We start from the raw sequence: 24,396 nt of genomic DNA on the forward strand, positions 1-24,396 counted from the left end.
ATTAATCGTTAGCCCGAAAGAGGCGGTAGTCAGTTAAGTGGTTAACACAAGCAAACAGCCCGCAATCATCACTCCACAGGCAGATAATCTTCGAAGTATATGTTTCTCATGAAAAATCCGATAGCCGAGAAAGACCTGTAACACCATGCTGAGTTGGAATAATGCCAGTGAATACGCCACCAGTAATTGTGAAAATACCAGCATGGTGGTGTATTGCATTAAAAAGATAAAACTGCCGAGCCAGAGAAAATGATGCCGATGTTGGTTGGCGGTTTGCCAGTCTTTTTGCCAGCGCTTACCACCAAACCGGTAATACAAGCCCACTGAGAGCGGTAAACCAAACAAACACCAATACAAGGTAGTTGCTAAGGCTCCGCCACTGAGCACGGCATTTTTTAGCGGTAAAGTACCAATTGAAAATAACAATATGGATAAAAACCGGTATTGCACACCGCGCTGTCTGAACAAATGCCACAGACGATTTGATGAGGTACTGGCAACCGGGGGAAATAATAAAAAGCTGCCGAGTAAGATGATGATAACACCGGTGAAACCCTGAAGGTTAGGTACTTCGTCCAGAAATATCAGCGCCAGTATCATCGAAAAAACGACTTTATAAGCATTAAGAGGCCCGAAAACAGACAGATCAGTTTTGGATAAAGACAGCACCAGAAACAGCGTACCGGCCATATCCAGCAACGCTGCCAGCAGAATATTGAGCCAGAAGCCGTCTTCAATAGCGTTATGTTCAACCAGTATTAATAACGGCAGGCTGATGGATGCTAAAACGACATAGGAAAGCATCACGATAAACAGTGAATGCAAACCTTTATGAGTGAATTGTTTCTGAAAAACGTTAGCTGCAGCGGAAGAAAAAACCCGCCCAAGGACGATCAGTAATTCCATTACTCAGCGTGGTTTAATGGCAGATAGTTATTTTCAGCGTTGGTTTGATAGGCATTAAACAATTGGTACTGCGTATCATCATCGAAGCTGAACACAATAAAATGATCTTTACGCAATCCCATTTCCATCCCCGGTGTGCCCACCGGCATCTGCGGTACTGACAAACCTTTGATGTGAGCCGGTTTATCGAGTAATAGTTGTTTTATATCATCTGCCGGCACATGACCTTCAATTACATAATCATTGACAACTGCGGTATGGCAGGACGCCATCATATTGGATACGCCCAGTTTTTCTTTAATTTTGGACATATCATTGCTGATGATGTCGATCACCTCAAACTGATGTATTTCAAGATGTTCAATCCATTTATGGCAACACTGGCAGTTGGCGTCACGATAAACGGTAATGGTTTGTGGTTGTTCCAGTTGCAGACGTGCATGATCCCATTCGCTGGCAAAGAGCGTGGATGCGAAAGCCAGATTCAGCAGTAAAGCCAGACCGAAGTTGATAGTCTTATTAAAGGCACTCAATCATTATCTCCTGATCGGGGCTGTTTTTTTCGACGTATTCCAAGGCCCACAAGGTTGACTTGTTGTTTTCAACATCAATTATCTGCGGTAATTCCAGACAATTGATGCCACGGTTTTGAAACAGCTCGCATTCAGCCTCTGTCAGCAGTTGCGGGTTATGCCAGATAGCTGAAATATCATCAATGATTTCGGCTTGAAACGCTTCCAGTCCTTCACGAGTGAAAATAATAAGTACCATGATTACGGGATATCCAGATAGGCTTTTTCAGAAATGGTCGCCCAATCTTCGTCCTGTTCACGGAAGTCTTTATAAGCTTCATGGACGCGTTTGAACTTGGGGTTCTGGGCCGCTTCGTCAGCCAACGTCTGCTCAGTAATTTGTTTAAGGGTATTAAGTACTTCTGCAGGGAAAGGGACAATGTTGATATCATCACGCTGACGTAATTCTGCCAGCGCTACCACATTTTTCTGTTCCATTTCCGATGCCATGAGCAGATTTTCTGCTTTAGCTGCGTTTTCAATAATAGCTTGCAAATCAGGTGGCAATAAATTCCAGGCACGTTTATTTATGCTGAGTTCCAGCACGGCGCCAGGTTCCTGCCAGCCGGGATAGTAATAATTTTTCGCAGCACGATGCAGGCCCAGACGTTGATCATGATACGGAGCAATCCATTCGGTGGCATCAATAGTATTGCGTTCCAGTGCGGTATAAACTTCACTGCCTGCCAGCAGGATAGGATTACCACCAGCCTTGGCAAATACTTTGCCGCCCAGGCCGGGGATTCGCATTTTCAGCCCCTGCAAATCGGCCATCGAATTTATTTCTTTATTAAACCAGCCGCCCATTTGAATACCGGTATTCCCCAGCGGGAAAGGTATGACATTGTAGGGTTGGTAAACTTCACGCCACAAATCCAGGCCACCACCATGATATAACCAGGCATTCATGCCTCGCGGCGTCATACCGAAAGGTACAGTTGAGAAAAACTGAGCTTCAGGGACTTTCCCCGCCCAGTAGTAGGCGCTGCCATGGCCCATTTCCACTGTGCCTTGTGAAACGGCGTCAAAGGTCTGTAAAGCCGGGATCAATTCACCGCCGGCAAATACCTTAACCTTGAGTCGTCCGTTGGACATGGCTTCCAGATTGGCGGCAAAACGTTCTGCACCTTCCTGCAAAACGGGAAAACCCGGCGGCCAGGCGGTGACCATTTTCCAGCGATAGACTTTGCTGGTATCAATTTCTTCGGAGAAAGGACTACTGTCATCTACTCCACAAGCTGACAGTAAAGCGATGCTGACCAAAAGTGCCAAGCGTCGTATAAATACGGATAAATGCATTATCGTTTTCCTGAATTACAAGGTTTCAAGCTTGGCATAGGCCAGGACCAGCCATTTACTGCCCGCTTGTTTGAAATTCACATGAACCCGAGCGTGACTGCCATTACCCTCGGTGTCAATAATGACGCCTTGACCGAATTTCTGATGCATCACCTGTTGCCCGGTTCTGAAACCCGTATCATCAGCTGATTGTGTTCGACTGGCAAGTGCTGTCAGCCCGGCGGCAGCCATATTTTGCTGTGAACGAACCTGATGCACTCGCTCGATGGGGAGTTCACTCAGAAAACGTGAAGGGCGGGGATGCATTTCCTGGCCGTATAAGTAACGTGATTCAGTATAAAGCAGGTACAGTGTTTTACGCGCCCGGGTCATGCCGACATAACAGAGACGGCGTTCTTCAGCGAGTCTGAGCGGATCGTCAGAGGATTTCTGGCCCGGAAATAAGCCTTCTTCCATACCGACCATAAACACAATTGGAAACTCCAGGCCTTTCGCTGAATGCAAAGTCATTAACTGAACACAATCCTGCCATTGATCGCCTTGATTTTCACCGGCTTCCAATGCAGCATGCGCAAGAAAAGCATCCAGTAGCGGCATTTCCTCTTCATCGTCAGCACGCATAAACTCACGGGTGGCGTTAATCAGCTCATCCATATTCTCAATACGGCCCTGACCTTTTTCAGTTTTATCCTTGGCGAAGTGCGTGCGGAGTCCACTCTCATCAATGACCAATGCCGTGAGCTCATGTAACGACATCGTGTTGTCTTCTGGTGTTAATGAATCAATCAAGGTCAGAAAAGCCGACAAAGCATTGGCAGCGCGTGCAGGTAAGATTTTTTGCTGCAGAAAATCCACGGCAGACTGCCACATGGTCTGGTTGGTTTCACGGGCATATTGGCGCAACTGGGTTAATGTTGCAGCCCCAATACCTCTGGTAGGCGTGTTCACTACCCGTTCAAATGCCGCATCATCACGACGATTACTAATGAGTCTTAAATAGGCAAGCACATCTTTAATTTCAGCGCGTTCAAAAAAACGCAGGCCGCCATAAACCCGATAGGGCACGGCAGATTGCATCAGCGCTTCTTCAATGACCCGTGATTGGGCATTGGATCGATATAACACGGCAACATCACTGCGTTGCCCCCCCTGATTCATCCAGTTGCGAACTTCCTGCACCAGATAGGCGGCTTCATCGCGTTCGTTATAGGCGTTATAGAGTTGTATCGGCTCGCCATCAGCATCTTCGGTCCACAATTCTTTGCCAAGGCGTTCACTGTTATTGGCGATAACCGCATTGGCGGCGGCAAGAATATTACCGGTAGAACGGTAATTCTGTTCCAACCTCACAGTGCTCGCATCAGGATAATCTTTATGAAATTTCTGGATGTTTTCAATTTTCGCGCCGCGCCAGCCGTAAATGGACTGGTCATCATCGCCGACAATAAACAGATGTCCGGTCTGACCGGCCAATACTCTGATCCAGGCATACTGGATAGTGTTGGTATCCTGAAACTCATCGACCAGGATCTGTGAAAACCGTTGTTGATAGTGCGCCAGAATATCCGGACGTTTCAGCCACAATTCATGACTGCGCAACAATAATTCGCCAAAATCCACCACACCGGCACGTTCACAGGCTTGTTCATATGCCAGATAAATGGCCAGCATGTTTTGTGAATAAGGATCTTCTCCAGCCTGCAGATGCGCAGCGCGCAGGCCTTCGTCTTTCTGGCCGTTGATATACCACTGCGCTTGTTTGGGTGGCCACTGTGCTTCATCCAGCGACATGCTGCGGATAATGCGTTTGATCATTCTGAGCTGATCATCACTGTCAAGAATCTGGAAACCTTGGGGTAAACCGGCTTCCTGCCAATGTGAGCGCAGCAGCCGATGCGCCAAACCATGGAAGGTGCCTACCCACATACCACCAATCGGGTAACCGAGCATCTGTTCAATCCGGCCACGCATTTCAGCCGCCGCTTTATTGGTAAAGGTGACGGCGAGAATATTGGCAGGTGATAAAGCTTCCGCCTGAATCAGCCAGGCAATCCGATGTACCAGAACCCGTGTTTTTCCGCTCCCGGCCCCGGCGAGAATACGAGTATGCCCCAGCGGTGCGGCAACAGCTTCACGTTGTGGTTTGTTCAGATCGTCAAGTAGTTCAGATACATCCATCAGTTTCGTAACAGTTCGGAGTGGTGGCCCACAGCAGTATTTGCCAGGAGGAGCGTGCGGCTTTGTCTTTGAGGCATCTCAGATACAACTATCCCCACGCGTGGTGGGGATAGTGCAGCAAGAATATTAGATGTTGCTGTCGAGAAACGCAGCCAATTGTGATTTGGTCAAAGCGCCGACTTTAGTCGCTTCCACTTCGCCGTCTTTAAACAGCATCAGAGTAGGAATGCCACGAATACCGTAGCGCGGTGGGGTATCTGGATTTTCGTCGATGTTGAGTTTGCAGACTTTTAATTTGCCTGCGTATTCAGCGCCGATTTCTTCCAGCACGGGTGCAATCATTTTGCAGGGACCGCACCATTCCGCCCAGTAATCAACCAATACAGGCATATCAGACTGTAGAACCAGGCTGTCAAAGTCGCCATCGGTCACACTAGTGACGTTTTCGCTCATGTTTTATCTCCAGTGGTATCTAAAGTATTGGACCGCTATACTCGCAAGCCAACATTGAGTAACATTTTTTCTTATCAGTAAAGGTAATGCAAGTATTTATATGAGTGCTCACCTCACCGACACGGCATTTTCATCGCTGCCACTTCATCCGCTCCTGCAGAAAGGCCTGCAACAAGCGGGCTTTGAATTCTGCACGCCGATACAGGCTAAATCTTTACCTCTATTGCTGGCAAACCACGATGTCGCGGGTCAGGCCCAAACCGGTACCGGTAAAACCATCGCCTTTTTATTAGCGACATTTCAGCGCCTGTTAAATACTCAGGATGCGCAAAATTCATCTTCAAAACAACCTCGCGCATTGATTCTGGCACCCACTCGAGAATTGGCAATTCAGATTGTTAAAGATGCCGAATTGTTAAATAGTCATGCCGGATTGCGCATTGTGATCGCGCATGGCGGTAAAGATTATCAACGTCAGCGTGATGCCATCACGGACGGTTGCGATGTGTTAATCGGCACGCCGGGACGGCTGATGGATTTTCATAAGCAACGGGTGTTTAACCTTAATAAAATTGAAGTGGTGGTATTGGATGAAGCCGACAGAATGTTTGATCTGGGCTTTATCAAGGATGTACGGTTTTTTCTGCGTCGCTTGCCGGAACCTGGAAAACGCTTGGGTATGTTGTTCTCCGCGACATTGAGTTACAAAGTATCTGAGCTGGCTTACGAGCATATGAACAACCCGGAAAAAGTGCAGGTCGAGCCGGAAAAAATGATGGGTGATCGAATCGAAGAGTGGGTCTATTACCCGTCTAACGAGGAGAAAATCCCATTATTGCTGGCATTGATTAAACGTATCCAGCCGCTGCGCAGTATCGTGTTTGTGAATACCAAACATGTGGCTGAACGGGTATGGGGATATCTGGAAGGCAATGGTTATAAAGCGGCGTTATTATCCGGCGATGTCCCGCAGAAAAAACGGGAAAGTTTATTGAAGCATTTTCAGGATGGTGAGTTTCCGTACCTGGTTGCCACTGATGTGGCGGCGCGTGGTTTGCATATCCCGGAGGTCAGTCACGTATTCAACTTTGATTTGCCACAGGATGCGGAAGATTATGTGCATCGTACGGGACGTACTGCACGGGCTGGTGCCAGCGGGATTGCCATTAGTCTGGCCTGTGAAGAATACGCATTTTCATTACCGGATATCGAGCAGTACATCAAACACAAGCTGCCGGTAGCACAAAGTTCAGATGAACAGCTGGAGACGCCCAAGCCGAGAATAAGAGCTGAACGTCATCCGGCTCCCCGCCACCAGAATAAGGCTCGCGGCAACAGCAAAGATAATCGCTCTCAGCGTAATAAACATTCCAAGGGCCCCAAAAAACCGGTAACTTCGGATGCAAATCAATAGCAATCTACCGGTACTTTTTACCCCAGTAAAGCCTCCGGAGGAGTTATCTGTTCGACTCCCGGTGGTGTTTGATAAACAATCAGAATTCAATAATGTAAACCGCCAACCGGTTATCAGTCGTCCGGTTATTGGCGTAAATGATAATAATGATAGTCAACAGGCCAGGTTCATACGTAACTTCAGCCTGACCAATCGTGAAACTGAGCGTGACGACACTCAAGCCAGACTGCCAGCTCAAGTTCAAGCCTATCTCCAGGTAGAAGGCTTAAAGGACGTTCAACCTCAGGAGAGATTATTTGATGCGATGGCATAAGCTTTTGCTGATATGCGGTGTTTTTTTTGTTTTACCAGGCTGTGCGACGGATTCGACTGCAGGATCACCGAATATTTCCAGCTTCGCCAAAAGTAATATTGACGATGTCATTGAACTGCACCAGCAGCGGCTGATGCAGGATCTTAAAACGTTGACCATCAAACTGTATCAGCGTAATCCCAATCAGCGTCATGATCGTCATTTGCGTACATTGGAAGATAGTGTAGCCAGATTATTCATCTATCCGGCGAATGTCGGTTTTGACAAATGGGATGGTTTTGAACCGACCGAGATCATTCGTCTGGCATTGACCGAAGATTACGATGGCGACAGGGTACTGGCATTTACTGTGGGTATGCGACGGATGTTAATGGCGTCGTATAACAATCAGTCCGAATTTTACTATCTGTCCTCTGTCGATCAGCAAAAGCTTTACAACAGTGCCCGTAACATTGAAATTGCTGCCTGGATGCTGGCGGAAAAACGTGATGAAAATGGTAAACGTTTATTGTTAAGTGACAGTCTGCAGGAAGAATCACGTAATTTAAGCTTTCAGCGCATTATCGGCGGCATGATTGCAACGCAGGATAATCTGGCGGCGATCATCGCGCAAAAAAATGGCCGTTTGGTGAAAACCGTAGTGGTACAGGCAGCATCGATGATGTTCCTGCCCATTTAACCACGAGTTTATTTAGTGCCAATCGCTTGAAGCATAAAGCAGTTTTTCAGCCATTGTGATTTATTCACCTGTTGCATACCGGTTGTTCTTAACCAGCTGATTGGGGAAGCTGATTGGGTAAACAGACGGTGAAAACCATCCATACTGAACTGCATCAGCAGGTTTTCTGCCAGTCTGCGTCGTTGATATTTTTTCAGTGTGTGCAGGCTGCCAATCTGTCGTTGGTTTGCTTCAGCCCAGACAATAACGTCAGCCAGTGCTTTGGCATCCTGTAAACCGATATTCACCCCTTGCCCTGCCAGTGGATGGATGGTGTGAGCTGCATCACCCAATAAGGCAAAACCGGGTTTAACGTATTCTTTGGCATGTGCCAGTGCCAGCGGAAAGCTGGCGCGTTCTGATACCAGTTCAACGTTGCCCAGGCGATATTCAAAAGCTTCAGCCAGCTGTAATTCAAAATCGGATTTATCCAAAGCTTTCATCTGTTTGGCTGCTTCAGTCGGTAAAGACCAGACAATCGAGCACAAATGCCCATCATGTAACGGTAAAAATGCTAATGGACCGCCCGGCAAAAAACGTTGCCAGGCGGTTTTTTGATGGGATTTTTCCGTACGGATGGTTGCAACCAGTCCATGTTGCTGATAGGCCCAGCCACGGCTTTGAATACCGGTTTGTTCACGTAACATGGAACGCGCACCATCAGCAGCCACAATTAATCCGGCAGTTAATTTTTTGCCATTTTCCAGTCTGATCTGACCGGCCTGATACTGTTCTGGCTGAGCAGGACAGATAAACGTAATTTGCGGATGTTTGCGGATTTCGGCAATAGCCTGTTGCTGAATATGCCGGTTTTCAACAATATGACCCAGATAGGCAGTACCAATCTCAGCCGCATTAAAGTACAGATTACTATCCGCTGTTTCCCAGACTTGCATCTTGTCAAATGGGCCGAGTCGGGAAGGGAAGAGGGATTGCCAGATATTGACTGCAGAAAGGATCTGTTGACTGGCAGGATTAATCGCACTGACACGTTGCAATGGTGCATCTTCAAGAGCGAGTTTTTCTGGTTGATGGGCTTCAATCAAAGCAATCTGTAACTGAGTCTGTTGGGCCAGTAACAGAGCAAAAGTGGTGCCGACCATGCCACCGCCGACAATAATCACATCATAATCATGTTTCATAATGGCAGGCCTCGGCTCAGTTTGCTTTGTTTACCGCTCAGACCCATACTGGTTTTAGCCAGACGACTTTTAACGGAAGGTAAACCGTTGAGCAAGGCCAGGCTTAAAGAACGACCATGACCCAGTAAAAAGGCGTTATTGCTGAAGGTCTTCACTAGGAAATCGGTTGCTCTGATTACTTTATCCTGATCCTGCTGCTGCCAGTCAGCATAATCATGTAACACCTGGGGGTGACCACAGTCTTCGGGATGCAGTGCTATCAGCTCTGCCAGAACCGCTGCATCACGTAAGCCAAGGTTAAAGCCCTGTCCGGCAATCGGGTGCAGGCTATGGGCGGCATTGCCAATCAATACAACCCGTTGCTGAACAGGTTGATGGGTTTGCATTAAGCCCAGGGAATAACTGCTGCGCTGGCCAACTTTTTGGAAATAGCCAAGGCGATAGCCGAAAGCTTGTTGTAATTGTTCAGTAAACTGTTGTTCATCGCATTCCAGTAAGGCTTTTTCTTCACCGGATTGAACGGTCCACACTAAACTGCAGCGGCCTTCAGACATCGGCAATAACGCTAAGGGTCCATTTTCGGTAAAGCGTTCATAAGCCCAGTTCTGATGGGCGCGTTCCGGAATAACATTCGTGGTAATGGCTGTTTGCTGGTATTCGCGTTGCCAGCTTGATAAACCTAATAACTGACGGATAGTGGAAAATTGACCATCGGCGCCGACCAGTAATTTGCAGGTGAGATGCTGACCATCAGACAATCTCACAGCCACAGCTTTATTATGTTGCTCAAGTGTCTGGACTTGCAGCGGTGTGAGAATAGCCAATGTCGGGTGAGAATGCAGGGCCTGATTTAACTGAATACCGAGATGTTTTGCGGTCATTACCTGACCCAGAGCTGGCACACTTTCTGTTTCGGCGTTAAGGCGGGTAACACCAAAATGACCCCGATCGGAAATATGAATGCCTTTAATCGCGGTGGCCTGATGAGCGAGCTGTGGCCACAGTTGCATGGTTTCAAAAATCCGCTGTGAACCATGCGACAGCGCAATGCCACGGTCATCAAACCCCGGTTGATGATCAGCAAGCAGATCCTGTGCTTCAACGATGGCAATGCGTAAGCCAGTGTTTTTGAGTGCGAGAGCCAGACTTGCCCCCACCATTCCGGCCCCGACAATCAACAGGTCAAAATCGGTTTCCACAGTCTTATAGGTTTCCCGCCATCAAGGTTTCAATCGCATCAATTTCTTTGGGCGCGCCAGCCGTTAATACCTCATGTCCATCTTTGGTGACCAGGACATCATCTTCGATTCGAATACCGGTGAAATGCCATTTTTTATCAATATGCTCCGGATCGCGGATGTATAAACCGGGTTCTACCGTCAACACCATACCGGGTTCCAGTAACCGCCATTCACCACCGACTTTGTAATCACCAACATCATGGACATCCATGCCCAGCCAGTGTCCGGTGCGGTGCATATAAAATTCACGATAGGCCTGATCTTCAATTAACTGATCGACATTACCCTGCAACAAACCCAGTCTGACCAGACCTTCAGTAAGTACCAGAACAGCTGCTTCATGCGGCTGATTCCAGTGATTTCCTGGTTTGACCGCCTCAATGGCGGCATATTGGGCATCCAGCACAATCTGATACAACGCTCGCTGAGCTGGCGTAAATTTGCCATTCACTGGAAATGTTCGGGTGATATCTGCCGCGTAACATTGATATTCGGCGCCAGCATCAATCAATAGCAAATCATTGTTTTTCAGTTTACTGTCGTTTTCAATATAATGCAGGATACAGCCATTTTCGCCACCCCCGACTATTGATGGATAGGCCGGGCTGCGGCAGCCATGTTTCATAAATTCATGAATCAGTTCGGCTTCGACTTCATATTCAAATTTACCCGGCTGGGTAAACTGCATTGCTCGGATATGCGCTTTGACTGAGGCTTCAGCAGCAAAACGCATGTTTTTGATTTCCTGGCTGCTCTTAAATAGCCGCAATTCATTAAGGCAATGTTCAAGTTCAATGATCTCAGTGGGCGAATGTTTACCCGAGCGGGAAGCCTGACGCAGATGATTGAGCCAGCCGACCATGTGCTGATCAAACGCGGGTTGATTTCCCATGGTGTAATAGACTTTTTCCTTGTCTTCCATCAATCCCGGCAAAATATCATCCAGATCGGCAATGGGGTAGGAGTCATCTGCGTCATACATGCCGATGGCACCTTCCTGACCTGCGCGGTAACCATCCCAGATTTCCTTATCCAGATCGCGTTCCCGACAGAAAATAATAAATTCACCATGTTCGCGGCCAGGAATCAGCACGAGTACTGATTCGGGTTCATCAAAACCACTCAGATAGTGAAAATTACTATCACTGCGAAATGGAAAGTCGACATCGCGGTTGCGCGGATGGACCAGAGAGTTTGGTAATACAGCAATGCTGTCCGGTCCCATGATATCCATCAGTTTTTGACGGCGTTTGGCGAATTCTTTTTTAGTCATCAATGCTCAATTTTTATGTCTTCAGGGGCGACGGGATGCAATTCGCCATAAAGTAAAAACAGACCCATTCGAAGATATTCCACTAATTCTTCATAATTATTGTCATCATCGTCACTGGTTTGCAGTTCAATATCATCGATTTGACTGATCTGTAATACATCGGTCAGATATTCCTGACAATCTGCGGCTAATTCAGTTTCATTGGTCAGACCTGAAACGCCCAGCCCAAATACCAGACCCTGACACCAATCGCTTAGCGCTGCAAGACGGGAGCCTATTGGCGCATCATCATCGGGCAGTTCCAGCTGGAAATCAAAGTCCAGGCTGTTGAGTGACTGAATGGTTTCATCAAACAGGCCCAGCAGGTTCTGTTTTTCCTCTTCACCGGGCTGGTAGTCTTCAAACAAGTCGCTATACCAGGTATTGCGATTGGCCTGAGCATCCATGCATAACAAACCACATAACGCGCCTTGCAGTTCGGCTGTGCTGGCAGGTCCGTCGGCGGTCACGTTTTCCGGTGACAGGGATGGAAAATATAATTGAGACATAGAGATACAACCTGAAATTAAAAAACACATCATGCAGTTGTTGACCGAGTCAACGGCGCACGTCTATAGTTAGGCATTATTCTCGCATAGCCAAGACGCATATTAATGGATAAAAACCCGATTCAACAATTGGAACAGCAGCTGGATGAGTTGCTAAGGGCCAGCAGACGCTTGCGTGAAGAGAATATGTTACTTCGTTCTCAGCAGGCAGCCTGGTTAAGCGAGCGCGCGCAATTAGTTGAAAAAACTGAAGTTGCTCGTAACCGTATCGAGAATATGGTCAACCGTCTGAAACAGCTGGATGAAGAACTATGAATGTACCTGTTCACGTCACGATTCTCGGTAAGGAATATCAGGTTGCTTGCCCTGAAGAGCAGCAAGATGCGCTAATGGCATCTGCACGCATGGTGCATCAGAATATGGAAAAGATCCGTAACAGTGGCAAAGTCGTGGGTGTGGACCGTATTGCGGTCATGGCCGCGTTAAATATTGCGCACGAGTTGCTCATATTGCAGCAGGATGAAAGCCACGACCTGGAGAAAGTGAACGAAAAAATTTCTCAGCTTAAAGAGCGGGTTAGTGCATTTATTAATGAAGATAGACAGTTGGAATTATAAAATTCTGGCGACTTGGCAAGTAAAGTTGCGTATCATTTAGTTAACCCTGCGGTGAGCGATAGCGACATGTGTTGTCTTGAGCCGATAAGCAAATGCTTTAGGAAACCAAATTTACGGGGTTGAAAAACAAGCCCGCTCCGACGGGAAGTTTGCCATCCCCTTGCGGTTTCCCACTTGAACCAACAGGTTCAAGAACCCCGTTCGTAACGCCACTGTGGGGCCTTTCTTTTTAATTGAAAACAATACTTTTCTTAGTGGCGAAGACCAGACTGATTTAATTTCATCAACAGCATATTGAGCGTCTCCCGCTCTTCTTTGTTTAAGGCATTGCTAAGTTGTTTTTCATGTCTTGCCAGCACTATCTCTAAAGCATCATTGATTAATTTTTTTCCGTTATCCGTCAGTTTGACCAGACGACTACGCTGATCGTCTGCACATTGACGACGACTGATTAGCCCGTTTTTTTCAAGGTTATTCAACACCTTGGTTAATCCACCTGAACTTACCAGATTCGCCTGACAGATGTTGGATGGAGTTTGCTCGTAGGGTTCCCCTTGCAGACGCAGAGAAGCCAGTGCATCAAATTCGCCTACACTAAGATCAAATTGTTCCATGACAATTTTTGCATCAGAGAAAAACAATTCCCGTGCACGAAACAGCCGCTTTACTGTTTCAGCTGCTGCAAGATCTCCCTGCCAGCAGCACCGCATCTGGTCGAGAATTTCTTCAATATTTTTCATCCGCTCTGCCAAGTTATATCCTCCAATGTGTCAGAATTATGACAAAAAAATTAACTTGCACCTAAAACAATCTTGCATTAATCTTTCCAGAAACCTTTCTAGAAAGAATTATAGTCTATTCCACTCGCTTTTATTGGCGATTAACAAAGGATCTGTCATGCGTGCTATTTCATTTGCCGCCAAACCCGCATTTCTGCCGGTTTTTGCAATTATCTTTTTTTTCTCGTTAAGTATTTTGGGTCAGACCGCCAGGGCTGAACAAAACCTGCCCAGAGTTCAGGTAATACAACCGGAAATCCGTGCATTGACGGAGTGGAAAGAATTTACCGGTCGTTTTGAAGCCGTTGAAATGGTTGAATTGCGTGCCAGGGTAACGGGATATCTGGATAAAGTTCATTTCCAGGATGGCCAGATGGTTGAAAAGGGCGATTTACTCTTTGAAATTGACCCACGCCCCTATGAAGCTGCAGTGGCCAGAGCGGAAGCCGAACTGGCCAGAATGGATAGTCAATTGAAACTGGCCGATTTGGATACCAAACGTGGTGAGCGTTTATTAACCCAGAGTGCGATTTCTCAGGAAGAAGTGGATACGCGTCGCGCCCGCTTTCAGGAAGCTAATGCTAATGTCGCGTCAGCTGCGGCAGCGTTGAAAACAGCCAAGCTGGATCTGCAATATGCGAAAATTACAGCCCCGGTCAGTGGACGGATTTCAAATCGACGAGTTGACGTTGGTAATCTGGTTGGTAGTGGTGATGCCGGTCAGGCACTGACCACCATAGTTTCTCTAGACCCGTTACATTTTGTATTTGATGTTTCCGAAACAGAGTATCTGGAATTGATACGATTGCCTGAAGGACAGGAGCAACTTGCCAATGGCAGAACCATGCCCACTCAGCTCAAATTAATTGATGAAAAAGAATGGACACGCGAAGGACGTATCGACTTTGTTGATAACCGACTTGATGAAAATACCGGTACGCTGAGAATGCGCGTGGTGGTGGATAATGCTGATGGTGTTTTACGACCCGGCCTGTTTGCCAGATTGCGGCTTCCGACCAGTCAGAATGATGAAGCCATGCTGATTCCGGATAAAGCCATTGTCACCGATCAGGCGGCCAAGGTGGTGATGATAGTAAATGATGAAGGCAAGGTTGTACCCAAACCGGTTGAACTTGGCACATTGCAGGGTGATATGCGGGTGATACGCTCCGGTTTGAGTCAATCAGATCGAATTATCGTTGAAGGTTTATTGCGAGCTCGTCCGGGAACAGAAGTCAATGCGGTTCCCTATCAGGCTGATGAGCTGGCACAAAACAATGGGCAAGACTCATGAAATTCACACATTTCTTTGTTGAAAGACCCATTTTTGCAACCGTAATTTCGGTTCTGATTGTACTGGTTGGTACGATTGCCTATAGCAATCTGCCTGTTGCACAGTATCCTGAAATTGCGCCACCAAGTATTTCTGTCACCGCCACCTATCCCGGTGCGACAGCCGAGACCGCTGGTAATACGGTAGCGACAGTGTTGGAACAGCAGATTAATGGTGTAGAGAACATGCTCTACATGAAATCTGAAAATACTGCAGATGGGCGTACATCGTTAAATATCACCTTTAAGCCGGGTACTGATTTGGATACGGCACAGGTTCTGGTGCAAAACCGTATTGCCATTGCTGAGCCGTTGCTGCCAGAAGAGGTCACCCGGCAAGGTATCGATATACGTAAAAACTCGCCCGACCTGATGATGGTTATCCATATCCTGTCTTCCGATGGCAGTCGCGATAACCTCTATGTTTCAAACTATGCCAGAACCCAGGTAGTTGATCGTCTGGCACGAATTGATGGCGTAGGTGAGGCACGTATTGTTGCAGAGCGGGCTTATGCCATGCGGATCTGGATTGATCCGGAACGGGCTCAGGCATTTGGTATGACAGCTAGTGAAGTTGTCGCAGCATTACGTGAGAATAATACCCAGATAGCGGCTGGTACTATCAATAGAGAACCGATTGAAACCAAAGGCGGTTTTGAATTGAGTGTGGAAACTCAAGGGCGTCTGCTGGAAGAGGATGAGTTCAGCAATATCATTGTCAAACGTGGTACGGATGGCCGAACCGTAAGGTTACGTGATTTAGCCAGAGTAGAGCTGGCAGCGCAGGACTATAACAACATCGGTTATTTGGATGACAACTTGGCATTACCGGTCGTTATCTTTCAGCGTCCCGGTTCCAATGCATTGGAAACCGCCCAGGCATTACGGGCAGAAATGAAAGATATCGCCCAGAGCATGCCTTATGGCGTTGAATATCAGATTATTTATGACCCAACCGAATTTATCGCCAAATCGATAGAGAAAATTTATCACACCATCCTGGAAGCCATTGTTCTGGTTATTCTGGTAGTAATGTTGTTCCTGCAAAGCTGGCGTGCTTCGATTATCCCGATTCTAGCCATACCGGTTTCGTTGATTGGTACCTTTGCAGTCATGTCGATGTTGGGCGTTTCACTGAATAACCTGTCGTTATTCGGTCTGGTATTGGCTATTGGTATTGTGGTGGATGATGCCATCGTGGTTGTTGAAAACGTTGAACGATACATCCGTAATGGTTTTAGTCCACGTGAAGCGGCGCATAAAACCATGGATGAGGTTGGCGGTGCATTGGTTGCCATAGCGATCGTACTAACGGCCGTATTTATTCCAACAGCTTTTATTACCGGTATTTCCGGAGCGTTCTATCAGCAATTCGCCTTGACCATTGCTACCGCAACCATTATTTCGCTGATCGTTTCATTAACCCTGTCACCGGCCTTGTCAGCACTGTTATTAAAACCGCACGTCGATGGTCACCAGCCCAGCGGAGTCTGGGGCAAAATAAGTTATCCATTTCGCGCTTTTGGTAATGGCTTCAACCGTGCGTTTGAATGGATGGGCGATCGCTATTCGGTGATGACACGCAAGTTGTTACGAATGCTGTCGATCATGCTATTGATTTATGTCGGCCTGATTATGTTCACGGGGTATCAGTTTAATAAAGTCCCAACAGGTTTTATTCCTGAGCAGGATCAAGGCTATTTAATCAACGTATTACAGTTACCCCCCGGGGCAACGCTGGAAAGAACAGATGCGGCGGCACGTGAAGCCTCTGCGCGTTTAAGAGATGTTCCGGGTGTGGCACATGCTGTGCTGTTTGTTGGCCTGGATGGCCCAACCTTCACTAATGCCTCGAACTCAGCAGTTATCTTTACACCGCTTGATTCATTTGAAGACAGGATCGCTGCCGGTATTAGTATTGACGATATTGTGGCAGGTTCACAGCAAGCCTTATCACAGGTGGATGCGGCAATGGCTTTTGCTATCAGACCACCACCAGTTCGAGGTATGGGTAACTCCGGTGGCTGGAAACTTTATGTTCAGGATCGTGGTGGGCTTGGTCTTGAAAGGTTACAGGCCGTCACCAATGAAGTGATCGGCGCAGCCAATCAAACGGATGGGTTATCGGCCGTGTTTACCTTTTTTAATTCTGGCACCCCCAGAATTTATGCCGATATTGATCGCACCCGTGCAGAAATGCTCAACGTACCGGTCGGTAATGTGATCGATACGCTGGAGATCTATCTTGGCTCTCGATATGTTAATGATTTTAACTTCCTGAATCGGACGTATCGTGTGGTAGCACAGGCGGATGGTCCTTATCGTGATGAGATTGAGGATATCGGAAAACTACGTACCCGTTCCAATAATGGCGCGATGGTGCCAATTGGAACTATCGCGACGTTTGAAAACATTACGGGACCAATCCGGTTGCCACATTACAATCTGTATCCGGCGATTGAAGTGCAGGGAAATACCGCTCCGGGTTATTCCAGTGGTGAATCACTGGCCATTGTTGAACAATTATTGAGTGATACGTTACCCGAAGGAATCAGTTTTGAATGGACTGAGCTGGCCTTACAGGAAAAACTGGCAGGTGATACGGCATTTCTCAGCTTTTCACTGGCAGTAGTGTTTGTCTTTCTGTTGTTGGCTGCCTTGTATGAAAGCTGGTTGTTGCCATTGGCCGTTGTGCTGATTGTGCCTATGTGTTTGCTGGCCGCAATTCTTGGGGTCAGTTTACGCGGTATGGATAACAATATTCTGGTTCAGATTGGCTTTGTGGTGCTGATTGGTTTGGCATCAAAAAATGCTATCTTAATCGTTGAGTTTGCCAAGCAGGCTGAAGATCGCGGTTTAAATCGTCTGGATGCAGCAGTTGAAGCCGCAAGAACGCGTTTGCGTCCAATCCTGATGACCTCGTTTGCCTTTATTCTGGGCGTGGTACCATTGGTACTGGCTTCCGGTGCTGGTGCAGAAATGCGTCAGGCTCTCGGTACAGCAGTGTTTTTTGGTATGTTGGGTGTAACTTTCTTCGGGCTGATATTTACACCGGTCTTTTATGTGTTTTGTCGCTGGCTGGCATCGTTAAGAGATAGGCGTAAAGTAGAAACAGGCAATGATACTGACCCTTCAGACAAGGATGATAAGCTGGTTGTTGATCATTGAAACTTCATGTATTCAACCGAGTCCGACCAGATGTCACCTTTATTCAGGAGTAAATGATGAAAATACTGACGAGCATCATAGTTGCGCTGGCTTCTTCTGCGGCAATGGCAGAGACCCAAATCGAGCTGTTTGAAGTCGATAAGCAGGGAACGGGTAAAAGTCTGGGCAGTGTAGAAGTACATCAATCTGCTTTTGGCTTAGTCTTTACGCCGGACTTAAAAGCCTTAACCCCGGGCTTGCATGGGTTCCACGTTCATGAGAACCCGAGTTGTGATGCGGCTGAAAAAGACGGTGAACTGGTTCCAGCCCTGGCTGCTGGTGGACATTATGACCCTTACAATACCGGTAAACATGATACTCCTTGGGGCAGCGGTCATGCAGGTGACTTACCGCCGCTATATGTCGCTGAAGACGGCACGGCGACACACCCTGTTTTGGCTCCGCGGCTTACATTGGCTGATTTACAGGGTCGTTCCTTGATGGTACATGCTGGTGGAGACAATCACTCTGATTATCCCAAACCACTAGGTGGTGGTGGAGCAAGAGTGGCCTGTGGGGTCACAAACTAACTTTTTAAAATAATTTACTCGGCTTCAGGCGGGAAGCACAATGGCTATTTTGAGTCCACCTTCCTGCCTGTTTGCTGCCGTAATTTCACCACCATGAATTTCAATTGCACGATGAGCGATGGTCAGTCCCAAACCAATGCCATTATGATGTTGGTTATCCCGGCTGCGAAAGAATGGCTGGAAAATCTGTTGTAAATCCTGCTCTGCAATGCCCGGCCCCTGATCTTCTATTTTGATTGAAATGTATTTTGATGATTTCTCAACAGTAAGTTGAATAATTCCGTTTTCCGGTGAATATTTAATGGCATTTCGTAATACATTTTCGATAGCGCTATGTATCAGTTCAACCCGTCCAAACAGGTTGATATGGTTAAACGTATTATGCTGGATTTGAATAGCTTTGTTTTGTGCCTCGAAACGCGCGTCTTCAATAATATCCGTTAGTATCCCGGTGAGATCGAAGTGTTGCCGCTCATCATTTTCACTGGTCGGATTTTCTATTCTGGATAAATTCAGCAGGTCACCAATTAGATGATCGATGCGTTCTGATTCACGTTCTACGCGATCCAGCATTTTGGCTGTTTTATCGGGGCTTTGCTGAGCCAGTCCAATAGCCGCCTGCATACGTGCCAACGGAGAACGCAACTCATGTGAAACATCATGTAACAAGCGCTTCTGGGCATTAAGTAACTGACCGATACGACTGGTCATGCGGTCGAAGTTTTGGCCGAGTTCCGCTAATTCATCACGACGTTTGCCCATTGCAGGACGGATACGGGTATCCAGTTTGCCATCAGCCACATCATCGAAGGCATTGCGTAGAATGCGGATCGGCTTGGTGAACCACCAGGCCAGCAAACTGCTGAATAACAATCCCGAAAGCAGCCACATACTCAATAACAATATAAATGGCGGCGGTTTGGGCCGTTTAGGCGGAGCAAACTGCTGGCCAAGTTTTTCTGGTGAAGGTATGAATATTAATATTGCCCGGCCATCTTCGGATATCGCCTGGCGAACAGAACGGATTCTCTGGTTTTCAAAGAGTAATTGTCGTGTCGATGCGAGCAGATTTTCATCAACTTCCCGGCCCAGAATATCATTATTATCTTGAGTGATTGCAAAGATAGTAATGTTATTAAACTGTTGATCGCGAAGATATTTCTTCAGAGGTTCGATGCCTGCATATCGCACTATATCGGAGGCGCTATCAACCAGATCTGCCGCTTTCCAGCCGACTTGTACCGGAATAGCTTCAAAAGACTGACGCTCTGCATTGTGACGTAACCACATGCCGCTGGCCACCCCGATACTGGTCAGCAGTAAGGCCAGCAAAAAAGCAAAAAAGAATTTCCAGAATAAACTACGCATTATTTAATCAGTTGATATCCTTTGCCACGAACTGTCTGAATATAGGAATGGCCATCTTCTTGCTGACCGAGCTTATGCCGGATACTGCTCATATGCACATCAATACTTCGATCAAAACGTGCTAATGGCCGACCCAGTGCCGCTTCCGATAAAGCATTTTTACTGACCACCTGTCCGGCATTTCTGGCCAGTGTTTCAAGCAGACTGAACTCGGTACTGGTCAGCTCCAGCGCACTATCAAACCATAATGCTTTACGAAGTTGCGGCCAAAGCTGTAAGGGCCCGGTTTGAATGACAGATTCATCCTGTTGCTGCTGTCGGGTAATTTCGCTGCGGCGTAAAATGGCCTTAATGCGGGCAATTAATTCTCTTGGTGTGCAGGGTTTGGGAACATAATCATCAGCACCTGATTCCAGTCCCATAATGCGATCCACATCGTCACCTTTGGCGGTGAACATCAATATAGGAACATGACTCTGTTTGCGTATGGCTTTTAATACTTCGGTACCACTCATATCCGGCAACATCACATCAAGAATCACAATGTCGAACTCACCTTGCAAAGCAAGCTGCAGACCTTCGGTTGCTGTATCTGCAGTACGAACCTGAAATTTTTCTTCCTCAAGATAGTCTTGAAATAGGCCAGAAAGAATCACATCATCATCAATTATTAATACTTTGCTCACAGATATTTCCTGTTATTTTTAACGTAATAATACGTTCACAAAATTTAATCAGCTATTTGTAAATCAGTGTTTTACCTGAATTTACATATCAAAACAGTCATTAACAGTTTATCCGTCAATACTGTCTGCAACCTGTCAGTTGACAGTATTTTTTAAACTAACCGTCTCAGGAGAAACTAAATGCGTATTAAATTAATAACGCTCAGCTTGATTCCAGTTTTATTTTTAGCAGCCCCTGCCATGGCCGATAAACATAAAAGTTGTGGTGAAGGAGAGAAATATGCCGAGATGAAGAAGCATAAAGAGCATGATGGCATACCACGCATGTTACAGGGCGTTGATTTATCTGAAGCACAAAAATCTGAAATTAAAGAATTAGTTGATGCCCAGCAGACAGATAAAAGAAATGAGATGAAGGCACACTGGGAGTTGCAAAGGAAATTAAATCGATTGGCCTTTAATGATCGTCTGGATCAAAACAAGCTTGAAGCCATAATCAACGATGCTACAGAATCTCATGCAGAAAAATTAGCTAAAAGAGCCAAATTAAATAATGCAATTTTCAATGTGTTAACAACAGAGCAAAAGCAGCAGTTGCAAGACAAAATAGCTGAGTACGAACAAAGAAAGCAGGATTAAAATATCAATCTATCCTCATCCTGTAAGTTTATGCAGGATGAGGTTTTAGGGAGCTTCTCTCAGCAGTGCTATCACGGAAGCTGTTTGTGGACGCACGCCACGCCAGATATGAAAAGCTTCTGCAGCCTGCTCAACCAGCATACCCAGTCCATCAATTGTTTTGGCGGCAGAATGTGCTTTGGCCCATTGAATAAATGCCGTGTCTTTATCACTGTACATCATGTCATAACAACAGGCGCCTTTTGCCAGCACTGAGTCAGGCAACGGTGGGACCTCGCCTTGCAGACTGGCGGCAGTGGCATTAATCACCACATCAAATTCACTTTGAATATCGCTGAATCCGCCACCTTTTACATTGCCAGCCTTATCAAACTGTTCTGCCAGATGTTTGGCTTTTTCCGCGGTTCGATTGGCAATAAATATAGTGGCAGGTTGAAATTCCAGTAATGGGGCAATCACGCCACGTGAAGCACCACCGGCACCAAGCAATAAAATCCTTTTACCATCAAGTGAAATCTGATGATTGACCGTTAAATCACGGCATAGGCCTACACCATCAGTGTTATCACCAAACAGAGAGCCATCAGTATTAAAGATAACGGTATTTACGGCACCAGCCAGTTCGGCTCGGGCTGAACGATGATCGGCCATTGCCCATACCTGTTCCTTAAATGGTACGGTGACATTGAGACCTTTTAATTTAAGAATATCACGCAGCTGTTGCAGACTGTTCTGTAAATTTTCCAGTGGGACTTCAATCGCCGTGTATTCAATATCTTCAGCCGTTTGTCTGGCAAACTCAGCATGAATCAATGGTGATTTACTGTGATGGATCGGGTTGCCGATTACCGCATATTTATCTGTCATGATTGGCGTTGTAATTTGTTCGCAATATCTTTGGCAAAGTAGGTGAGAATACCGTCGGCGCCAGCGCGTTTAAAAGCCAGCAGACTTTCCATGATCACCTCTTCACTGAGCCAGCCTTTGAGTGTAGCCGCTTTGAGCATCGCGTATTCACCGCTGACCTGATAAACAAAGGTGGGTTTCTGGAAGGTCTGTTTTACCCGATACAACACATCCAGATAGGGCATGCCCGGTTTGACCATTACCATATCTGCGCCTTCCTGAATATCCAACGCGACTTCATGCAGGGCCTCATTCGAATTGGCCGGATCCATTTGATAACTGAATTTGTTGCCACCGGCCAGGTTACCCGCACTGCCTACGGCATCACGGAAAGGTCCATAAAAACTGGAGGCATATTTGGCTGAATAAGCCATGATACGGGTATGAATATGACCGGCATTTTCCAAAGCATTACGGATCGCTCCGATTCGCCCATCCATCATATCGGAGGGAGCAACCACATCGGCTCCAGCTTCTGCGTGAGAGAGAGCTTGTCTGATTAATACGTCAACAGTCTCGTCATTCATAATGTAACCATTGTCATCTATCAGACCATCCTGACCATGAGTGGTGAAGGGGTCCAGTGCAACATCTGTCATCACACCTAAATCCGGAAAGGCTTCTTTCAGCGCTTTAACTGCGCGTTGTGCCAACCCATCCGGGTTAAATGCTTCGGCAGCATCAAGTGATTTTTGCTCCAACGGGGTTACGGGAAACAATGCCATCATTGGTATGCCCAATTTATGAATGGTTTCTGCTTCCTTAAGCAGTAAATCAATACTCAGTCTTTCCACGCCAGGCATTGAGGTAACTTTTTCCCGCTGATTTTGCCCTTCAAGCACAAAGCAGGGATAAATCAGATCATCGACAGTTAATTTATGTTCGCGAACCAGCCGCCGGGAAAAGTCATCTTTGCGCAAACGGCGCGGTCTTTGCTGTGGAAAACCGGAAAAATTAAAAAACTGTTGGGTCATAAGTTCTGCCAGGTGAATAAGCTGCGCTTCATACTACCGCTGGTAAGATAACTTGTCATCGTTTTTAGCGTGGACGCATTGGCAGCAGATGGGCTAAAATTGCAAAGATTTTGTCTGGGGAGAACGTCCTTTCCCCTGTTCCTTTTTTATCTGGTGGAGGTTCCCCTTGCGTACAACTGCGCTACTTGCTCTTGAAGATGGCACGGTCTTTCACGGCGAATCGATCGGTGCTGTGGGTCAGTCAGTTGGTGAAGTGGTTTTCAACACCGCGATGACAGGATATCAGGAAATTATTACCGATCCGTCATACTGCCGCCAAATTGTGACTCTGACTTATCCGCATATCGGCAACGTTGGAGTCAACAAAGATGATGAAGAATCTGACCAGGTGTATGCCAGTGGTCTGATTATTCGTGAACTGTCCCCGGTAATGTCCAGCTGGCGTGGTGAAGAGGCTTTGGATAAATATCTGGGGCGCCACAATGTCGTGGGATTAGCCGGTATTGATACTCGCAGCCTGACACGTCTGTTACGTGAAAAAGGTGCACAAAAAGGCTGTATCGTTGCCGGTGACAATATTGATGTCGATGCCGCTATTGCTGCTGCCAGAGACTTTGCCGGATTGAAAGGCATGGATTTGGCCAAAGAAGTTTCTACCAAACAGGCTTATGAATGGACTGAGGGTGTCTGGCATATCGACAACCAGTCGCGCAAAGCTGAATCGCGTTTTCATGTGGTTGCCTATGATTACGGTATCAAGAAAAATATTATGCGTATGCTCACTGAACGTGGCTGCAAATTGACCGTTGTACCAGCACAAATGCCAGCTGAAGAAGTGATGAAACTTAATCCGGATGGTATTTTCCTGGCCAATGGCCCAGGTGACCCGGAACCTTGCGATTACGCTATCAAAGCCATCCAGTATTTCCTCGACAAAGAGATGCCGATTTTTGGTATCTGCTTAGGTCACCAGTTACTGGCTTTGGCCTGTGGCGCAAAAACCGAAAAAATGAAATTCGGCCATCACGGTGCCAACCATCCGGTACAGGAGTTGTTGGCAGGATTGGTGATGATTACCAGTCAGAATCACAGCTTTGCAGTAGATGAATCCACCTTGCCGGATACGGTTGAAACCACGCACCGTTCTCTATTTGATGGTAGCTTGCAGGGTATCCATCATAAAACCAAACCGGCATTCAGCTTTCAGGGACATCCGGAAGCCAGTCCTGGACCGCAGGACGCATCCCCTCTATTCGATCACTTTATCGACCTACTCGAACAAGCGACAGGTAAATAACACA

At 46.8% G+C, this 24,396-nt stretch carries 25 protein-coding genes and 1 other RNA gene; 11 read left to right on the forward strand and 15 right to left on the reverse strand.

Features of this window, described 5'->3' with window-relative positions:
* Positions 1–33 precede the first annotated feature (33 nt).
* The 6 genes from B2337_RS03705 to trxA all read right to left on the reverse strand — a co-directional run bounded on the left by B2337_RS03705 (position 34) and on the right by trxA (position 5,408).
* Complete coding sequence (locus B2337_RS03705) at positions 34–906, reverse strand: EamA family transporter (protein ID WP_292362338.1); 873 nt, start codon at positions 904–906, stop codon at positions 34–36.
* On the reverse strand, positions 906–1,439 hold the full coding sequence (locus tag B2337_RS03710) for a DUF411 domain-containing protein (protein ID WP_292362339.1): 534 nt from the start codon (positions 1,437–1,439) through the stop codon (positions 906–908). The genes B2337_RS03705 and B2337_RS03710 overlap by 1 nt, the downstream gene beginning before the upstream one ends.
* Positions 1,426–1,677, reverse strand: a complete 252-nt coding sequence (locus tag B2337_RS03715; protein ID WP_292362340.1) for a hypothetical protein — start codon at positions 1,675–1,677, stop codon at positions 1,426–1,428. Before B2337_RS03715 ends, B2337_RS03710 begins: the two co-directional genes overlap by 14 nt.
* Before the next feature lie 2 nt (positions 1,678–1,679).
* Positions 1,680–2,777 (reverse strand): TRAP transporter substrate-binding protein, encoded by a 1,098-nt coding sequence (locus B2337_RS03720; RefSeq protein ID WP_292362341.1) that lies wholly within the window; start codon positions 2,775–2,777, stop codon positions 1,680–1,682.
* A gap of 15 nt (positions 2,778–2,792) precedes the next feature.
* On the reverse strand, positions 2,793–4,955 hold the full coding sequence (gene uvrD / locus B2337_RS03725; protein ID WP_292414020.1) for a DNA helicase II: 2,163 nt from the start codon (positions 4,953–4,955) through the stop codon (positions 2,793–2,795).
* Between the two features lie 126 nt (positions 4,956–5,081).
* Entirely contained in the window at positions 5,082–5,408 is a 327-nt protein-coding gene (trxA, locus tag B2337_RS03730) for a thioredoxin TrxA (RefSeq protein WP_226075402.1), read from the reverse strand.
* 100 nt (positions 5,409–5,508) lie between these two features.
* Between trxA and rhlB the strand changes: the two genes are divergently transcribed.
* From rhlB to B2337_RS03745, 3 genes are read left to right on the forward strand one after another with little or no spacing between them, the layout of a single operon-like run.
* A complete protein-coding gene (rhlB, locus tag B2337_RS03735) occupies positions 5,509–6,822 on the forward strand; it encodes an ATP-dependent RNA helicase RhlB (protein WP_292362343.1) in 1,314 nt (437 codons plus the stop codon).
* A complete protein-coding gene (locus B2337_RS03740) occupies positions 6,809–7,135 on the forward strand; it encodes a hypothetical protein (RefSeq protein WP_292362344.1) in 327 nt (108 codons plus the stop codon). Before rhlB ends, B2337_RS03740 begins: the two co-directional genes overlap by 14 nt.
* Entirely contained in the window at positions 7,122–7,814 is a 693-nt protein-coding gene (locus B2337_RS03745) for a hypothetical protein (RefSeq protein WP_292362345.1), read from the forward strand. Before B2337_RS03740 ends, B2337_RS03745 begins: the two co-directional genes overlap by 14 nt.
* An 8-nt stretch (positions 7,815–7,822) precedes the next feature.
* Here the strand turns inward: B2337_RS03745 and B2337_RS03750 are convergent, their stop codons facing one another.
* Genes B2337_RS03750 through B2337_RS03765 form a run of 4 tightly spaced genes read right to left on the reverse strand, consistent with a single transcriptional unit; the run spans position 7,823 to position 12,057 of the window.
* On the reverse strand, positions 7,823–8,995 hold the full coding sequence (locus B2337_RS03750) for a UbiH/UbiF/VisC/COQ6 family ubiquinone biosynthesis hydroxylase (protein ID WP_292414021.1): 1,173 nt from the start codon (positions 8,993–8,995) through the stop codon (positions 7,823–7,825).
* A complete protein-coding gene (ubiH, locus tag B2337_RS03755) occupies positions 8,992–10,194 on the reverse strand; it encodes a 2-octaprenyl-6-methoxyphenyl hydroxylase (protein ID WP_292414022.1) in 1,203 nt (400 codons plus the stop codon). The genes B2337_RS03750 and ubiH overlap by 4 nt, the downstream gene beginning before the upstream one ends.
* Positions 10,195–10,198: 4 nt before the next feature.
* Positions 10,199–11,509 (reverse strand): Xaa-Pro aminopeptidase, encoded by a 1,311-nt coding sequence (pepP, locus tag B2337_RS03760; RefSeq protein WP_292362348.1) that lies wholly within the window; start codon positions 11,507–11,509, stop codon positions 10,199–10,201.
* Positions 11,509–12,057: a UPF0149 family protein gene (locus tag B2337_RS03765; protein WP_292362349.1), complete on the reverse strand. Its 549-nt coding sequence runs from the start codon at positions 12,055–12,057 to the stop codon at positions 11,509–11,511. Before B2337_RS03765 ends, pepP begins: the two co-directional genes overlap by 1 nt.
* 105 nt (positions 12,058–12,162) lie before the next feature.
* Here B2337_RS03765 and B2337_RS03770 point away from each other — a divergent pair, with 105 nt between their 5' ends.
* The 3 genes from B2337_RS03770 to ssrS all read left to right on the forward strand — a co-directional run bounded on the left by B2337_RS03770 (position 12,163) and on the right by ssrS (position 12,899).
* Positions 12,163–12,372 (forward strand): TIGR02449 family protein, encoded by a 210-nt coding sequence (locus tag B2337_RS03770; protein WP_292362350.1) that lies wholly within the window; start codon positions 12,163–12,165, stop codon positions 12,370–12,372.
* Positions 12,369–12,674 carry a cell division protein ZapA gene (locus tag B2337_RS03775; protein ID WP_292362351.1) on the forward strand — a complete coding sequence of 102 codons (306 nt, stop codon included), beginning with the start codon at positions 12,369–12,371 and terminating at the stop codon, positions 12,672–12,674. The genes B2337_RS03770 and B2337_RS03775 overlap by 4 nt, the downstream gene beginning before the upstream one ends.
* A 40-nt stretch (positions 12,675–12,714) precedes the next feature.
* Positions 12,715–12,899: non-coding RNA, 6S RNA (gene ssrS, locus B2337_RS03780), on the forward strand.
* Positions 12,900–12,925: 26 nt separating this feature from the next.
* Here ssrS and B2337_RS03785 read toward each other — a convergent pair.
* Complete coding sequence (locus B2337_RS03785; protein ID WP_292362352.1) at positions 12,926–13,414, reverse strand: MarR family winged helix-turn-helix transcriptional regulator; 489 nt, start codon at positions 13,412–13,414, stop codon at positions 12,926–12,928.
* Positions 13,415–13,571: 157 nt separating this feature from the next.
* On the opposite strand from B2337_RS03785, the gene B2337_RS03790 reads away from it, so the two are divergent.
* From B2337_RS03790 to sodC, 3 genes are read left to right on the forward strand one after another with little or no spacing between them, the layout of a single operon-like run.
* Positions 13,572–14,747: an efflux RND transporter periplasmic adaptor subunit gene (locus B2337_RS03790; RefSeq protein ID WP_292414023.1), complete on the forward strand. Its 1,176-nt coding sequence runs from the start codon at positions 13,572–13,574 to the stop codon at positions 14,745–14,747.
* Positions 14,744–17,953, forward strand: a complete 3,210-nt coding sequence (locus tag B2337_RS03795) for an efflux RND transporter permease subunit (RefSeq protein WP_292414025.1) — start codon at positions 14,744–14,746, stop codon at positions 17,951–17,953. The genes B2337_RS03790 and B2337_RS03795 overlap by 4 nt, the downstream gene beginning before the upstream one ends.
* Positions 17,954–18,009: 56 nt before the next feature.
* Positions 18,010–18,522: a superoxide dismutase [Cu-Zn] SodC gene (gene sodC, locus B2337_RS03800; protein WP_292414123.1), complete on the forward strand. Its 513-nt coding sequence runs from the start codon at positions 18,010–18,012 to the stop codon at positions 18,520–18,522.
* A 24-nt stretch (positions 18,523–18,546) separates the two neighbouring features.
* Here sodC and B2337_RS03805 read toward each other — a convergent pair whose 3' ends face one another.
* Both B2337_RS03805 and B2337_RS03810 read right to left on the reverse strand, forming a co-directional pair.
* Positions 18,547–19,890 carry an ATP-binding protein gene (locus tag B2337_RS03805; protein ID WP_292414026.1) on the reverse strand — a complete coding sequence of 448 codons (1,344 nt, stop codon included), beginning with the start codon at positions 19,888–19,890 and terminating at the stop codon, positions 18,547–18,549.
* Complete coding sequence (locus tag B2337_RS03810; RefSeq protein ID WP_292362357.1) at positions 19,890–20,576, reverse strand: response regulator transcription factor; 687 nt, start codon at positions 20,574–20,576, stop codon at positions 19,890–19,892. Before B2337_RS03810 ends, B2337_RS03805 begins: the two co-directional genes overlap by 1 nt.
* A gap of 180 nt (positions 20,577–20,756) precedes the next feature.
* On the opposite strand from B2337_RS03810, the gene B2337_RS03815 reads away from it, so the two are divergent.
* The gene (locus tag B2337_RS03815; protein WP_292362358.1) at positions 20,757–21,215 is read left to right on the forward strand and encodes a Spy/CpxP family protein refolding chaperone; all 459 of its coding nucleotides are present in this window, start codon (positions 20,757–20,759) and stop codon (positions 21,213–21,215) included.
* Between the two features lie 45 nt (positions 21,216–21,260).
* On the opposite strand, the gene aroE is transcribed toward B2337_RS03815, so the two are convergent.
* Both aroE and hemB read right to left on the reverse strand, forming a co-directional pair.
* Positions 21,261–22,082: a shikimate dehydrogenase gene (gene aroE / locus B2337_RS03820; protein WP_292414027.1), complete on the reverse strand. Its 822-nt coding sequence runs from the start codon at positions 22,080–22,082 to the stop codon at positions 21,261–21,263.
* Entirely contained in the window at positions 22,079–23,095 is a 1,017-nt protein-coding gene (gene hemB / locus B2337_RS03825) for a porphobilinogen synthase (RefSeq protein ID WP_292414028.1), read from the reverse strand. Before hemB ends, aroE begins: the two co-directional genes overlap by 4 nt.
* Positions 23,096–23,261: 166 nt before the next feature.
* On the opposite strand from hemB, the gene carA reads away from it, so the two are divergent.
* Positions 23,262–24,392 (forward strand): glutamine-hydrolyzing carbamoyl-phosphate synthase small subunit, encoded by a 1,131-nt coding sequence (gene carA / locus B2337_RS03830; protein ID WP_292414029.1) that lies wholly within the window; start codon positions 23,262–23,264, stop codon positions 24,390–24,392.
* Positions 24,393–24,396: the final 4 nt, after the last annotated feature.

The organism is Methylophaga sp. UBA3192 (assembly GCA_002363955.1).
Taxonomy (GTDB): Bacteria; Pseudomonadota; Gammaproteobacteria; order Nitrosococcales; family Methylophagaceae; genus Methylophaga.

Bases quoted from the DNA above. Each gene is read 5' to 3' on its own strand.
- B2337_RS03750 (WP_292414021.1), bottom strand. From the start codon at position 8,995: ATGAAACATGATTATGATGTGATTATTGTCGGCGGTGGCATGGTCGGC.
- B2337_RS03705 (WP_292362338.1), bottom strand. From the start codon at position 906: ATGGAATTACTGATCGTCCTTGGGCGGGTTTTTTCTTCCGCTGCAGCT.
- B2337_RS03785 (WP_292362352.1), bottom strand. From the start codon at position 13,414: ATGAAAAATATTGAAGAAATTCTCGACCAGATGCGGTGCTGCTGGCAG.
- B2337_RS03765 (WP_292362349.1), bottom strand. From the start codon at position 12,057: ATGTCTCAATTATATTTTCCATCCCTGTCACCGGAAAACGTGACCGCC.
- rhlB (WP_292362343.1), top strand. From the start codon at position 5,509: ATGAGTGCTCACCTCACCGACACGGCATTTTCATCGCTGCCACTTCAT.
- B2337_RS03790 (WP_292414023.1), top strand. From the start codon at position 13,572: ATGCGTGCTATTTCATTTGCCGCCAAACCCGCATTTCTGCCGGTTTTT.
- aroE (WP_292414027.1), bottom strand. From the start codon at position 22,082: ATGACAGATAAATATGCGGTAATCGGCAACCCGATCCATCACAGTAAA.
- B2337_RS03740 (WP_292362344.1), top strand. From the start codon at position 6,809: ATGCAAATCAATAGCAATCTACCGGTACTTTTTACCCCAGTAAAGCCT.
- B2337_RS03805 (WP_292414026.1), bottom strand. From the start codon at position 19,890: ATGCGTAGTTTATTCTGGAAATTCTTTTTTGCTTTTTTGCTGGCCTTA.
- B2337_RS03795 (WP_292414025.1), top strand. From the start codon at position 14,744: ATGAAATTCACACATTTCTTTGTTGAAAGACCCATTTTTGCAACCGTA.
- B2337_RS03745 (WP_292362345.1), top strand. From the start codon at position 7,122: ATGCGATGGCATAAGCTTTTGCTGATATGCGGTGTTTTTTTTGTTTTA.
- pepP (WP_292362348.1), bottom strand. From the start codon at position 11,509: ATGACTAAAAAAGAATTCGCCAAACGCCGTCAAAAACTGATGGATATC.
- B2337_RS03715 (WP_292362340.1), bottom strand. From the start codon at position 1,677: ATGGTACTTATTATTTTCACTCGTGAAGGACTGGAAGCGTTTCAAGCC.
- B2337_RS03770 (WP_292362350.1), top strand. From the start codon at position 12,163: ATGGATAAAAACCCGATTCAACAATTGGAACAGCAGCTGGATGAGTTG.
- sodC (WP_292414123.1), top strand. From the start codon at position 18,010: ATGAAAATACTGACGAGCATCATAGTTGCGCTGGCTTCTTCTGCGGCA.
- B2337_RS03815 (WP_292362358.1), top strand. From the start codon at position 20,757: ATGCGTATTAAATTAATAACGCTCAGCTTGATTCCAGTTTTATTTTTA.
- hemB (WP_292414028.1), bottom strand. From the start codon at position 23,095: ATGACCCAACAGTTTTTTAATTTTTCCGGTTTTCCACAGCAAAGACCG.
- trxA (WP_226075402.1), bottom strand. From the start codon at position 5,408: ATGAGCGAAAACGTCACTAGTGTGACCGATGGCGACTTTGACAGCCTG.
- B2337_RS03720 (WP_292362341.1), bottom strand. From the start codon at position 2,777: ATGCATTTATCCGTATTTATACGACGCTTGGCACTTTTGGTCAGCATC.
- uvrD (WP_292414020.1), bottom strand. From the start codon at position 4,955: ATGGATGTATCTGAACTACTTGACGATCTGAACAAACCACAACGTGAA.
- B2337_RS03775 (WP_292362351.1), top strand. From the start codon at position 12,369: ATGAATGTACCTGTTCACGTCACGATTCTCGGTAAGGAATATCAGGTT.